Consider the following 12,758-nt stretch of genomic DNA (forward strand, 5'->3'; position numbering starts at 1 on the left):
AAATGAATATGCCGTTCCAGAGAATTGAGCTCTCATGGCTCAGGTAGCCGCGAAGCATCTGGACTATTGAGAGCGGAAGCCAGATTGCAGGAGGCCCTATGAACGGTATCATTGCTGCAATTGTTGTGAGAAGCCCCCAAAGCGCAAACGAAGGGACTTTCAGGAAATAGAAGCCCACTGTTGCAAACACCCCCTGAACAAGCGCAATAAGGATGTTCCCGTAAATCACTGCATAAAGCGAGTCATTGAACTGCTTTAAAATCTTCTTCCTGTGGCTCTCATGAAGCGGGATTATGCTGTTTATTCCCGCTGAAAAATAATCATAATCCCTGAGCAAAAAGAATATTGTGAAGAATATCAGGAAAAGGTCGAAGAGCTTTGAGGGGATTGAAATCAGGAATGAGGATGTCGCCTTGATGACAACATTTGCAGTGCTTAAAATCATCTCATTCCATGCGTTTCTGAAAATCTCAACCTTAAGCGCATTATCTGCAATTGAAACAAGCCGGCACACGAGCGGGTTTATGGAGCAGTTCTCAAGGGAAAAGGCGCTGCCTGAGATGAGGCTCTGTATTGAAAGGTATGAATTGTAAATCTGGGAAATAAGAGAATTGAAGAAAATGCTGAGAGGCACAAAAATGATTAATGCAATAAGCGCTGTGACAATTAGTGCAGAAAGGTTCTTGTTTTTGATTTTTGAGAGAAAAAAGCGGTAGAGCGGATAAAACATGTAAGTAATTATCATCGCAATAAAGATGGATATTATAAACGGGCGGAGAAGAAGGAAAGAAACTATCCCAAGGATTATGAAAATTGCCAGGAAAAAAAGCCCTTTCTTATTTAATTCCGTCTTCCCTTTCATCTCTCTTTCCCCTCTTTTTTGCTAAAAAAAATGGGCTCGCCCAGATTCGGACTGGGGACCTTCTGCACGTCAAGCAGACGTCATAGCCACTAGACTACGAGCCCGACTATATTAAAAGACATAGAATCATTATTTAAAGATTTCGGAAGAGAGCCATAAATTTATATATCCTGCAAAACAGAATAGAAGCATGATTGAGTGGATTATAATTCTTGCGGCGGTTTTCATAGCGGGCTTTCTCATAGGAAAATACATTGCTGAAAGGATAAGGTGGGCTGATAAGAAGAGGGAGATTGAAAGGCAGTATGAAGAGAGAATTTCAGAACAAAAACCAAGAAAACCGAGCTGCTTTTTTTAGAATTAATGTATAATCTGCTTACAAATAGCGGAAAATGTGCCGTTATTGTTCCAGATGGAGTTTTATTTGGTAACTCTAAAGCGCATAAAAACATAAGAGAACTTCTTTTGGAAAAATGCCGTCTCGATGCGGTTATTTCTATGCCTTCAGGAATATTCAAACCATATGCAGGTGTTTCAACTGCAGTTTTGTTCTTCACAAAAGGAGAGCCAACAAAAGAAGTTTGGTTCTATGATATGGAAGCAGACGGCTTCAGTTTAGATGATAAAAGGACTTCTCAGCCCGATAAAAATGATATTCCAGACATAATTGAACAATTTAAGAAAAGGCAGAAAGAGAAGCCAAAAGATAGAAAAGGAAAATGCTTCTTTGTTCCAATATCAGAAATAAAAGAGAATAATTATGATTTGAGTATTTCAAAGTATAAAGAGATAGAATATGAAGAAGTAGAATATGAAAAGCCCGAAGCAATAAAGAAAAAAATATTAGATTATGAAAATAAGATAATTGATGCATTAAAAGATTTGAAAATTTAAAAATAAGAAAATGAAAAATGATAAAGACAAAAAAGAATTAGAAATTCCTAGTTTATATGATTATTTCTATTATGATTTTTCCGTATTAAAAACTCTGTTTGATTTAGATCAAATTGAAGAATATGCTTCATCAGAATTGAATATGTCCTTTAAAAATAATTTAAGAGGGGCATCATACCTTTTTGAGTTAATTCTTATTAATATAATAAATCACTTAGAACTCTTAATTCAAAACGACAACATTGGTGATATTATTCAATGGAGCGATACTGATATCAAAGAAGAAGCAATCAGAAGTCTTATGGATTTAGATCCTATCATAAAATATATCTTTAACTTTAATAGTGTGCGAAAAGAATTGGCTAAGATTAGAACAAAAAATAAACCGCTAATTGATAAAGATGTTACTGAATTTATTAGCACAGTTCAAAAATTTAAGTTGATGCTTGAAGAAACCAATAAATTTCTTATTCAGAATCTTGGAATTGAGAAATTTGATGATTCTATGGGTGAACAGCCATTAATATTAAATTGGTTTTTAATCAAATATAATTATATGGAAGGAAATTGTGAAGATTTTTTTAATTGGAAAGAAGAAAATGTAATTTGTTCATATCCTGGAGGCGTTCCATTTTTCTACACTATGCCAGATGAAACCAGGAAGAGTTATTATCTACAAAATCCAGTAATAAAAAACTATAACATAGAGTATTTTACTGGATATAAAATTATGTTATTATATTTTTACAAAAAATATCTGTCTGAAGAGCATTATTCTAAGGCTAAACAGATTATATTAAATGCTAATACTTGGTATGATATTCACAAAGCGTATGGAAAAATAAATAAATTTAAAGAAATATCTGCAGTTCAATTTAGACAGATATTTAAGGAGACTAAAAAGAGAATAATCAAAGAAATTGTATCTGGAACTAACCTAAAGTCCAAATATGAATTGGATTGGATTTTTAGAAGGATTAAAAATTTGAGAATGAGAGTTATTCGATCAGACTCTCAACTTGGTGAATATAATACTGAAAATCTTTTTTATCATGTCCTCTTTGGTGCTAAGTACATTCAAGGGAAAAACATTGAAGTTTTGGAATTTAAGCAAGTTTATTCAAATGATAGAATTGAATTCTCTTATGCTATTTTTATGCCCATGAGTACTTTTTTCTCAGATGCTTCATATTGGCTGTTTTTTGATGGTCTTGCACTCGCCAGCAATAAAGATGGTTATAAATCGGAGAGCAAATTTCGTATTGAGTATTATTTTAAACTATTGTCTAAACTGTCTATTTATAAATTCAAAAGTTATGAAATAGAAGGAAATTTACTTAAGGATTATATCTGTAATAAAGACTTTCAAGAATCTAAGATTTCTAAATTGAATGAACAAACCAAAATTAGTAAAGGATTATTAGGACAATTTATTGCATACCTATTTTTAGCGAAGAAATATGATGCAAAATTAATCGATATTTCTAAAAACATTGATTCAACAGATATTGATGTAATCGCAGAAAATAATGATTTTTTGTTTTTAGTAGAAGCAAAAACCAATTTTCCGTTTACAAATAAATCATTAGAATATCTTACTGCTCATTTTAAAGATATTGAGAAAAGTATTCAACAAAAAAAGAAGGTGAGGAAAGTTCTATTTTTAATTAATGAAAACACAGACGCTGATGATGATTTTTTATATGTGAATGAAAACAATCTTGACACTTTGAGTCAAGAAGATATTAAAGATAGAATGATTAATGTAAAGAATCAATTTAATTCAGAAGGGATCGAGATTTATTCTTATAAAGACCTTATGAAGATAATATCTTCAAAAGAATATACTGATTTTATATCAAAAGTAAATAAAGCTATATTATGAGAATTATGAAAATTTAGAAGATTTCTAATAAAATGTTTAACAAGTTTGGTGAATATGGGAAACCATTCGATTCGGGACTTGTTCTTATGGTTTCTTCAGAGAGTTCCGAAAAAAGAAGTGATGAAGCAATTTAATATGCATTAGTCGCCCAAGCTTTGTAAGGATAAGTAACGAATTTTTAAAGAGTTTGCTTTATTACAAAAAACATTTATATATTAAAAAGATATTTTAACCACAATGGTTCAATGTAAAGGTATTACAAAAAAAGGCATTAAATGTAAAAGAAATTCTATCGAAGGACAAAAATATTGTTATGTGCATATTCATGGCATTTTCAATAAAATAACATATGGTTTATCTGAATTATTTGGCGTTAAAAGAAGAGTTCTTATGTGGTGTATTATATTTTCAATAATTTTATTCTTTTCTCAAGTTATTATTACTCATAAAATTGATAATATTTTCTATAAAATTGAAAAAAACCAGGTGTTGATGCATTTATTATTCCATTTGTTCAGAGAGAACCGTGGGGCGATTTCCTTCCCTTAATGATAATGAATACTGGAGAATTGCCTTTGTATAATGTTACAGTGGATATTAAAAGTTGTGTCATGATGGATCTTAACAAAAGCTATGAAAGTCATAGCATACCTATACTTCTTCCAAATAATAATTATATTATTAAATTTGGTGATTCAGCCACTATTAAAGATTTTGAAAGATTATGGTGTACACCTTCTTCAGATTATCCTTACCCTTCAATTTCTTTTAACCCACAACTAAATCAAACTCAGCAAAGTATTACAACAACATGTGGTTATTGCCCGTATATTGTACAGATTTTTTCAGATAAAATAAACAGAACTATTGAGAGTCTATATCGTTCTCCTGTTAATATAATTATTGAAGTGGGACCGTCCAAAAAACAATAATGCAGCATTTTAAATTAACATGTGCAATTAAATGAAGTGCGGGAAATAGGAATAAATAAATTTTTATTGAATACAATGTCTCTCCAATAATACTTTCTCAATTAAGCTGGCAATGCTCGATGGAATGAATAAAAATACAAAGACTTATATACAGTGAAGTATTCTTGTCGACAAGAATACTTCACTCCACTCTTAATCTAAAATGATCCAAGAAAATGAATTTACTTATGATGAAAAATTATGTATCGAACAAAAATTGACATTTCCCGAATTAACGGAGAGTATACTAAAAAAAGTAAGTTTTAACATAACGAAAAGAGATTTAAATAACCTCCTAAGAAGCATCAAAAAAGGACATGGAAACATAGTTAATCTAAATAAAGATTATAGTTTAAAAATACAGTATCATGGAAGATTTAAATCCTTTCTAATCGGTTTTGGTATTAATGAAGAAAACCCCTTTCAACCAGATTTTAAATTAGTGAGAGTTGAAACTATTGTTGAAAAAACGCATACTACAGGAACTATGGCATTTTTAGGGGAATCCAAATTAAAAGGACCTCACCTTCATTGGTATAACAATTTCTATGGTTTTTTTGTTAATGAGATGTGGCATTTAAGAAAACCCACTGAAAGTGGATATAAGAGAATTATAAAAATGTTAATAAATAATGAAAAGCTGAATTTTAGTGACAATTTATTAAAACGGGCAGTACCTTACAATATCTTTGTTAAATTGTTCAACCTCGTAATTCTCAAAAGAAAGACATTGAGAAACGATGGATATATCACAATCGATGAAAAATTAAAAGAAAATCCCAAGAAAATTTTAGGACAGATAATAAACCGAGAGTTATTTTAGAATATTAAGATTTCTCTCTGAATCCGTACCAATTGTTCTTTCCGATTATTACGTGGTCTAGAACTTTTATTCCGAGCAGTTCTCCAGCCTCAAAAAGTCGTTCAGTTATTGTTTTATCTTCTTCAGATGGTTCTGGATCTCCGGATGGGTGATTATGAACGAGTATTATTGCGTAAGCGCTCTCTTTTATTGCTGATTTGAATATTTCGCGGGGATGAGCAATTGCGCCATCTAATGCTCCTACAGAAACAATCTCATCCTTAATCACTTTATTATGTGTATCTAAATGAAGAATCATAAAATGCTCTTTATCAGCTCCCGATAGTTTAGGAGAGCAGTACTCAAATACATCTTTGGCTGTTTTTATCTGTTTCCCGGTCTGTTTAGAGAAGTTGTTTCTTTTATTCAGCTCAAATAATGCAATAATCTGGCAAGCCTTAGCTTTCCCGATTCCCTTTATCTCTTGAAGTTCAGGTAAAGAGCACTGTGAAAGCTTATCAATTCCATACTTTGAAATCAGCCTGTTTGACATATCAATAACATTTTCATCCTTGCTGCCTGTTTTCAGTATTACAGCTAAGAGTTCAGCATATGTTAAGACTGCAGGACCTTCTCTTTCAAGTCGTTCTCTAGGTCTATTCTCTGGGATTATGTCCTTAATGCGCATTTATTAAAATGAGTAAAGCATCTTTAAAACAGTTGTTCGCCAGATTCCGTGAATTCTCCGTTTCTTCCGCAGCTTCTCCCAAAGACGGGCTTGCTAATAAACCACGTCCCTGAGGCATTATACCTTTCATAGAAAGCCTCTGACGAGAGTTGAACTCGCGACCTCCACCTTTCTGTCACTTCGCCCGGAATGTTTCTTTTCCGTTCTTTTCCGGCGAAATATACCAAGGTGGCGCTCTAGCCACTGAGCTACAGAGGCATTATTAAATCAGCCATGAACAGCTTATTTAATTATTTTATGATTTTAGGTTATTTCTGATGCACTTTTTTAATTCCCGTTAAGTTCGGAGGGCTTTATGCTCTCCTTGACTAGTTTTGATGCAAGTTTAAAATCTTTGGATATTTCGTGGGACTTTATGTCCCACTTGACTAGTTTTGATGCAGCTTTTTTTAAAAGCTGCGGGGGACGTGATTTGAACACGCGAACCCACTAAGGGACAGGATCTTAAGTCCTGCTCATTTGACCAGGCTTTGATACCCCCGCGTGATTCAGAGAGGATTGGGGGGAGTTTTTAAATATTGTGGAAAGAATAAACGCAACAATTAAAAAAAAGATTTATCTGGTGGTGAACCTTGCCATGTTGAGAAATGACTTTATTTCTTCATAGAGCTCCTTCAGGTCAGAGGATGCTTTCTCCTCAAAACGCCTTGTGTAGCTTCTGTAGATGAACTTGTCATAAATTGTCCTTAAAAGGAAGTAGAAGGGCGTCTGCTCCCATCTGCTTTCATAATCTGTCTCAAGGTAGGAATCAAAGGTGAAATCAACCCTTCCCTGGTTGAGCCTGAGCTTGTGCTTCTCCTTTTCTATGTCAACATCCTTGACATCCTTCATGGTAAGCTGGATTCTTATCACTATTTTTGCATAATCGCTTACTTTCTTGTAGGGCTGGAGCTCGATATCGATGAATTTGCCTTGGGGATATACGTGCTCCTCGTTTTTTATCTCTCTCCTGTCATACCCCTTTTCCTTGAACCAGCTGTTAATTGTGCTGTAGAGCTCTTTTGCATTGAAGAGCCCGCTGTAGCTCAGGGAAAGGTTCTCAACAACCGGTGCTTTTTCAGACATTTTTTTCCTCACACAAGGTTTCCTGTACCTTCCATGTTCATGAACTTCTTGACTTCCTCTGTCAGCTCAAAAACCTGATAGTATAACGGGTCAACATACTTGAAATCCAGATCCTGCTTTAATATGTTTGTCTCAAAGAATTCCTTTGCCTTTTTCCAGAACGGCTTTTCCCACTGCTTTTCGCCGAAGATGTTTGGATAGTCAGTCACAACCTCGCCGGAGAATGTTATTACAACCCTGAAGTCCTGCATCTTTTTCTTTTCTCCGCCCTTTATCGCTTCCACATCCCTGACGCCGTAGAAGTGGAACTCAATTTTTATCTTGTCCATCACATAGCTCGTGAGCTTTTTCTCTCCGTACCATGAAAGCTCAATCTCCGGCGGCTTGTTCTTGTAGGTTTTTTCATAAAAATCATAGCCCTTTCCAATAAGCCAGCGGGAGATGAACTTGTAAAGCTCAGAAATTTCAAAGATTCCCTTGTACTTTATTACAGTAGGGGGTATTTTTTTATCGACCATTATCCAGTCCTAGGAGAAGTTCATTTATAAAATTTTTCATTTTATCGGAAGGTATGATGAATAAAGAAAAAAAGCCATTAAACGCTTTTCTTGCACTTGCTGCACACAAGCATGTTCTTTACCTGATAAAGCTTCTCTGCGTAGTTACCGCAGATTTCGCACAGCATTGCATCTCCCCTTTCGCGCACAGGCTTATTCTCCTCTTCCCTCAGCTCAAACTTCTCAACAACAAGGTCGAAGAGCTGCGGCTGGATTTTAAGCACATCCTTTATTGTAAGGAGCCCGATAAGGTTTGTTCCGTCTATAACCGGAAGGTGCCTGATATTTGCATCCCTCATCTTAACAAGCGCCTCGTAGATGTCTGCTGCCGGGCTTATTGAAATGAGCTTTTTCGCCATCACATGCTTTACCTGGAGCTTGCTGTAGTCAAGCCCGCGCGCAACAACTTTTCTCACTATGTCCTGCTCGCTAATTATCCCGAGAATCTTTTTTCCTCTTGTTATCAGGAGAGCTCCAACATGGTTCTTTTCCATTGTCTTTGCGCACTCCTTGATAGTTGCTTCAGAGGGCACTGTAATGGGCTCCCTCGTCATTGCATCGCATACCTTGTATCCGGTTTTCATAAATTAACGCTTGCTCTGAATCCTTATAAATATATTGTTATAACAAGATATATTATTTAGGATATAAAGAATTCATCTTTTGAGAGTAAAAAAAATGCTAAAAAAGAAAGAATCCGTTCAGATGTTCATTAAAATCTCAACATCCTTCCCAAATATCTTCTTTATTTCCTCAAATGTCTTTTCCTTGAGGAAAATCTTGGGGATGGATTTAAGCGAAGCAATCTCGGAATCCATCTCTTCAATTGTGCTGTCTGAAACCTCTCCAAAAGAGCCGTCTGGCAAAAGCTTTGCCTTCGAGAATTTCTTCCCTTCCTCTGAGCTTTTTATGATGAATACGCTCTTGTCTGAGACAATCACTTCGCCGTATTTGTCCCCGCTGTATTTCACCTTGATTTTAGCCCTTTCCATCTCCCTTGCATGCTCCCTCTGCATGTATTCAATCATGTATTTTATGAATTCAGAGAACTCTGCCTTTGTCTTTGTTATATCGCTCTTGCTAAGGGTTTTCTCATCATAGCCCTGCTTTGCCTTGATTATTTCCTTCAGGCTTCTAAGGAATTTTGCCGGAATCTTTCCTGAGCATATCAATTTCTTATTGAACGCATCGTAAATATCAGAGTCAGAAACTTCAGAGAGCCCTTCCCCTTTCAGTATGTCCCTTACTGCTGTGATGCTGCTTTCATACAAATGAAGGATCCCCTCCTCTTCCTTTATCTTCTGAATCTGGGTGAAGAGGCGCTGAATCCTCTTGAGGTAGGAATCGGCATCCTTCAGGAGATTGTCAATGTCTTTTCCTGATATTTCCTTTTTCTCACCGTGCTCAACATCCTTCCTGAGCTTGACATTTCTTTCAAGGATGTCAACATACTTGTCTTCCAGGAGCTTCTGCTTTTTCACAAATATCTCCCTCATCATTTCAACTGTTTCCTTCGGGTCTGGGGGTGCAACGCCGTAGAGCATCAATGCTGCCTGCGACGGGGTCAGGATTGCATAATAGATGTCCTCCATCCCAATGTCCTTGAGCTTGAATTCAACCCTTTTCAGCATCTGCTCGCCTGTGTTCATGAACATGTCAATTGCTTCCTGGGACGGCTTGATTCTCCCCATCTGCAGAAGCTGCTTCCATGGCATGAAGATTCCCTTGTCATAAAGGGGCACTCCATCCCTAAGAAGGGTGAATATGATTGGATTCGCCTCCTTGAGGGACTCCCAGAAATCAGTGAGGATGTAAACCTGGATGTTCAGCTTGTTCTTGATTCCGGTTATCTCACCTGCCTCTATTCCCATTGTGATTATAATGGCTCTTAGCTTGTCCTTCAGCTCAGCCCGTGTCATCCTCTTGACATCAGTGTCGTCAATTACAATCCAGACATCAATATCAGATGTCTTTGTAGCCTTGCCCTTGACAAGAGAGCCAGCAAGCACATAGCTGACAATGTATTTCTCAAACTTCTTTATAACCATGGACTTGTGTATTTCGCCAATCTTGATTGCAGAAAGCATCCCTGTGTCATATATTGGTGCAGACATTGCAATCATCTGCAGAAGCTCATACTTCGCGTCATAACAGGACTGCCAGAGCTCAGAGAGTATCAGAACCTTTGGTAAAAGCTTATCATCAATCTCCTTTGCCATTGATTCAATGACAGTTGAAAGCTTTGTGGAAAGCTCATCCTTGCTCATCTTGGTGGAATCTGAATCATCCACAAGCACAAGCACATTTATAGCGCCTTTCTTGTCCTCCTCCTTTTTCTCAGCCCCCTCAGGCTGCTTTTCAGGCGGTAAAAGGGATATTCCAATTACATAATCCTTGAATTTCTCAAGGACTTTTTTCTGGAATTTGTCAAGCTTTTCCTTAAGCTCAGCAAGCTTTTCCTGCGCCTCTTTGGGGAGGTTTGCAAGGTCTGGCGTAATTGCCTCGCTCTTTTCCTTGCTTTCAGCCTGCTTTTCAGAAGAATCATCCTTTGCCTTTTCAGCATCATTTTTCTTTGCCATAAAAACCAGCCTCTTCACTGAATATAAACTATGGGAATGATTAATTAATTTGGCTGTCCATATTTAAATGTTTCCCAGAAGAAAAGAGAATCTTTTCAGGATTGAGAGATGCGATTAATCTTTTAAAAAAATCAATAAAATTTAAATACGGGGAGAATAATAAACTGCATATCTATCATTATTTCAGAAATAGTCAAAAAAGGTGATTAAGAATGGCAGATTCTGGGAATCCAGACTACAGCAAGTTTGATGATGTATCAAAAAAGCTTGAGGACTCAATCAAGCACTCAACAGCGCTTGAATCAGTTCTTTTGAGCGAATACTGGAGCCTTGTAAAGAGTGAAAAACTATCCTACAAGGATCACGAGTTTTCAGACGAGCTTAAAGACAAGCTGGCAGACAGCGTTGCAAAGGCATTGAAAGAACATCTGATAAGCATGAATCCAAAATATGCGGGAATCTCAGATGAGATTTTCCAGGACTCAGTAATGCCTTTCTATTTTGGAGTTGACAAGGAAGAGATAAAAAGGAAATTCAAAGACAAGAAGAGAATAACCCAGCAGGACTTCATGGAATTGGGAAATGACATCATATCCAATATGAACGAAAGGCTTCATAAGAGGGTTATCACTCAGATAACTGATGATGACTTAGAACCCGGGAGAAAATATCTTAAAAGCATTTCAGAGCAGTACAAGCTTCCCTTCAAGGAGGACAGAATAAAAAATGAAAAGCAGCTCCAGCAGGGGCTCTTTAAGATAGCAAACTACAAGTACCAAAGGGGCCTGGAGGAGAAGTATCAATAAGCGATTTTTGAATTATTATTTTAATTATTAATTTTATTCTGATTATTTCTTATTTTTTTATTGCGTTTAATGCCTTTGAGAATGCGCTTAACAAGAATCCTGGGGGAGAGTATATTGTTGTCCCTGATACAGATGCCTTCCTTTTCCTTACTGCATCGCAAAGAGTCATGGATTCAGGAAATTTTGTAAATGCGCGCCCTATCTCAAACCAGAAGTGAGAATCAGAGCCAGCTGTTTTTCCCAGATTATTCCTCTCAGCAGCCCTCTCTGCAAATGCATTTCTTCCTGGCATTATATTCCTGGAATTGAAGCACTCAAGCGCATCAATCTTCCCTCTTATCTCTGACAAATCAGCCCTTAATGATTTGCGGAATACCGTGTAAGGGTGGGCAATTGAGATTAAGGCGCCCTGCTCCCTTGCAGAATCAATGACATCAAGGATTTTTCCCGGCTTTATCTCAGAATTCAGGTAATATGCAAGAACCTCGCCCTTGTCTGTCAGGATTTCCTCGCCTACAATAAATTCAAACCCCCTGTCCCTGAATGCCCTCCCAAAACTTCCACTGAGAAGCTTTTTTGCCTCAAGAGCACCCCTTATTGTATTGTGGTCTGTTATTGCAAAGCCAGAGAGCCCCCTTCTAAGAGCTGTCTTAAGGGCTGTCCTGACAGGAGTGAGACTGCATTCAGAATACTTTGTGTGCGAATGCAAATCATATCTTTTGTATTTCTCAAGCGCCATATGAAAAACTCTATACCTTCAAAAAAAAGCTCTATAAAATGCGGTCGCCGGGATTCGGACCCGGGTCGCAAGCTCTTTCGCCAGCCTTTTATTAGTGAGACTGAGGCTTCAAGCCGAATGTCGCACTTGTTTTCCCCAGGCTTTTCCTAAAAGGCTGTTGGGAAGCTCGAATCATAGCCACTATACTACGACCGCACAATTAAACCGGATAAACAGAGCCCTTTATAAAAATTTTGGAATTTTCTGCCGGCTGTTTTTTTGTATAAACAGAAACATTTTTATATCGACTATTAGTAAATAGCAGTAAAAATTGGGGGTTGTCAAAATGAATCCAAAGCTTAAGAAAACTTTAACTGGCTTGATAATTGCCTGCTCAGTTGCAGCAGCAGCATTTGCTCCAGGATGCAATAAGGAAACAAGTTCCTCATATGATCTTCATGAATGGGGAGTAATGGAGGGATGCCTTACCAATAACACGGTTCTTGTAACCTCACGCCCAGAAATTGACATGATGGTAAAACAGCCGGTTATTTACATACATTCAAATGGCTCGCTTAATCTTTCCCTTGAGGCAAAAGTCATAGGGATGACAAACGAGGAAAGCATTCTCACTTATCCCGAAGCAGAAGTTTCAGGAAATTCCATCTCCTGGGAAAATGTTAAAGTGACTCCTGAAAAGGTATCTCTTGCAGTCCCGAAAATCGTTACCAAAATGATGATAAGGAAGGGAATAGAGGACATAATCCCTACTCTAAATGATGTCAATTCAAACACGCTGAAATACAACGGAATAGAGTCAAAGTTTCTCTTTTACGAGGCAGAGATGAGCTTTGAAAACCCAATTGAGCTT

The 12,758-nt window shown here is 36.8% G+C and carries 14 protein-coding genes, 4 tRNA genes and 1 pseudogene; 8 read left to right on the forward strand and 11 right to left on the reverse strand.

What is annotated here, in order from left to right; translation table 11 throughout:
* Together NTV63_00825 and NTV63_00830 are read right to left on the reverse strand one after the other, a co-directional pair.
* Positions 1-862 (reverse strand): AI-2E family transporter (locus NTV63_00825; protein ID MCX6709487.1); only part of this gene is annotated, 862 nt, incomplete at its 3' end.
* Between the two features lie 31 nt (positions 863-893).
* Positions 894-966 (reverse strand) — tRNA-Val (locus NTV63_00830).
* An 86-nt stretch (positions 967-1,052) separates the two neighbouring features.
* Here NTV63_00830 and NTV63_00835 point away from each other — a divergent pair.
* From NTV63_00835 to NTV63_00860, 6 genes and pseudogenes are all read left to right on the forward strand, one after another.
* Positions 1,053-1,220 carry a hypothetical protein gene (locus NTV63_00835; protein MCX6709488.1) on the forward strand — a complete coding sequence of 56 codons (168 nt, stop codon included), beginning with the start codon at positions 1,053-1,055 and terminating at the stop codon, positions 1,218-1,220.
* A pseudogene (locus NTV63_00840) lies at positions 1,193-1,756 on the forward strand (N-6 DNA methylase). The gene NTV63_00835 and the pseudogene NTV63_00840 overlap by 28 nt, the downstream one beginning before the upstream one ends.
* A gap of 10 nt (positions 1,757-1,766) precedes the next feature.
* Positions 1,767-3,641, forward strand: coding sequence for a hypothetical protein (locus NTV63_00845; protein MCX6709489.1), 1,875 nt, complete (start codon positions 1,767-1,769; stop codon positions 3,639-3,641).
* 237 nt (positions 3,642-3,878) lie between these two features.
* Complete coding sequence (locus tag NTV63_00850) at positions 3,879-4,190, forward strand: hypothetical protein (GenBank protein MCX6709490.1); 312 nt, start codon at positions 3,879-3,881, stop codon at positions 4,188-4,190.
* Positions 4,190-4,573, forward strand: a complete 384-nt coding sequence (locus NTV63_00855; GenBank protein MCX6709491.1) for a hypothetical protein — start codon at positions 4,190-4,192, stop codon at positions 4,571-4,573. Before NTV63_00850 ends, NTV63_00855 begins: the two co-directional genes overlap by 1 nt.
* Before the next feature lie 256 nt (positions 4,574-4,829).
* On the forward strand, positions 4,830-5,435 hold the full coding sequence (locus tag NTV63_00860; GenBank protein MCX6709492.1) for a hypothetical protein: 606 nt from the start codon (positions 4,830-4,832) through the stop codon (positions 5,433-5,435).
* Between the two features lie 4 nt (positions 5,436-5,439).
* Here the strand turns inward: NTV63_00860 and radC are convergent, their stop codons facing one another.
* From radC to NTV63_00895, 7 genes are all read right to left on the reverse strand, one after another.
* The gene (radC, locus tag NTV63_00865; protein ID MCX6709493.1) at positions 5,440-6,102 is read right to left on the reverse strand and encodes a DNA repair protein RadC; all 663 of its coding nucleotides are present in this window, start codon (positions 6,100-6,102) and stop codon (positions 5,440-5,442) included.
* Between the two features lie 134 nt (positions 6,103-6,236).
* Positions 6,237-6,360 (reverse strand) — tRNA-Thr (locus tag NTV63_00870).
* A gap of 199 nt (positions 6,361-6,559) precedes the next feature.
* Positions 6,560-6,645 (reverse strand) — tRNA-Leu (locus NTV63_00875).
* Between the two features lie 72 nt (positions 6,646-6,717).
* Positions 6,718-7,227 carry a hypothetical protein gene (locus NTV63_00880; protein MCX6709494.1) on the reverse strand — a complete coding sequence of 170 codons (510 nt, stop codon included), beginning with the start codon at positions 7,225-7,227 and terminating at the stop codon, positions 6,718-6,720.
* 8 nt (positions 7,228-7,235) lie between these two features.
* The gene (locus NTV63_00885) at positions 7,236-7,745 is read right to left on the reverse strand and encodes a hypothetical protein (GenBank protein ID MCX6709495.1); all 510 of its coding nucleotides are present in this window, start codon (positions 7,743-7,745) and stop codon (positions 7,236-7,238) included.
* 77 nt (positions 7,746-7,822) lie between these two features.
* On the reverse strand, positions 7,823-8,368 hold the full coding sequence (locus tag NTV63_00890; GenBank protein ID MCX6709496.1) for a CBS domain-containing protein: 546 nt from the start codon (positions 8,366-8,368) through the stop codon (positions 7,823-7,825).
* 117 nt (positions 8,369-8,485) lie between these two features.
* Complete coding sequence (locus NTV63_00895; GenBank protein ID MCX6709497.1) at positions 8,486-10,363, reverse strand: nucleotidyltransferase domain-containing protein; 1,878 nt, start codon at positions 10,361-10,363, stop codon at positions 8,486-8,488.
* Positions 10,364-10,575: 212 nt separating this feature from the next.
* Here NTV63_00895 and NTV63_00900 point away from each other — a divergent pair, with 212 nt between their 5' ends.
* Positions 10,576-11,169: a hypothetical protein gene (locus NTV63_00900; protein ID MCX6709498.1), complete on the forward strand. Its 594-nt coding sequence runs from the start codon at positions 10,576-10,578 to the stop codon at positions 11,167-11,169.
* 49 nt (positions 11,170-11,218) lie between these two features.
* Here the strand turns inward: NTV63_00900 and NTV63_00905 are convergent, their stop codons facing one another.
* Complete coding sequence (locus NTV63_00905; protein MCX6709499.1) at positions 11,219-11,908, reverse strand: PHP domain-containing protein; 690 nt, start codon at positions 11,906-11,908, stop codon at positions 11,219-11,221.
* A gap of 39 nt (positions 11,909-11,947) precedes the next feature.
* Positions 11,948-12,103 (reverse strand) — tRNA-Gly (locus NTV63_00910).
* A gap of 130 nt (positions 12,104-12,233) precedes the next feature.
* On the opposite strand from NTV63_00910, the gene NTV63_00915 reads away from it, so the two are divergent.
* On the forward strand, positions 12,234-12,758 hold a 525-nt coding region (locus NTV63_00915), incomplete at its 3' end, for a hypothetical protein (GenBank protein ID MCX6709500.1).

The organism is Candidatus Woesearchaeota archaeon (genome assembly GCA_026394965.1).
Classification (GTDB): Archaea; Nanobdellota; Nanobdellia; order Woesearchaeales; family 0-14-0-80-44-23; genus JAPLZQ01.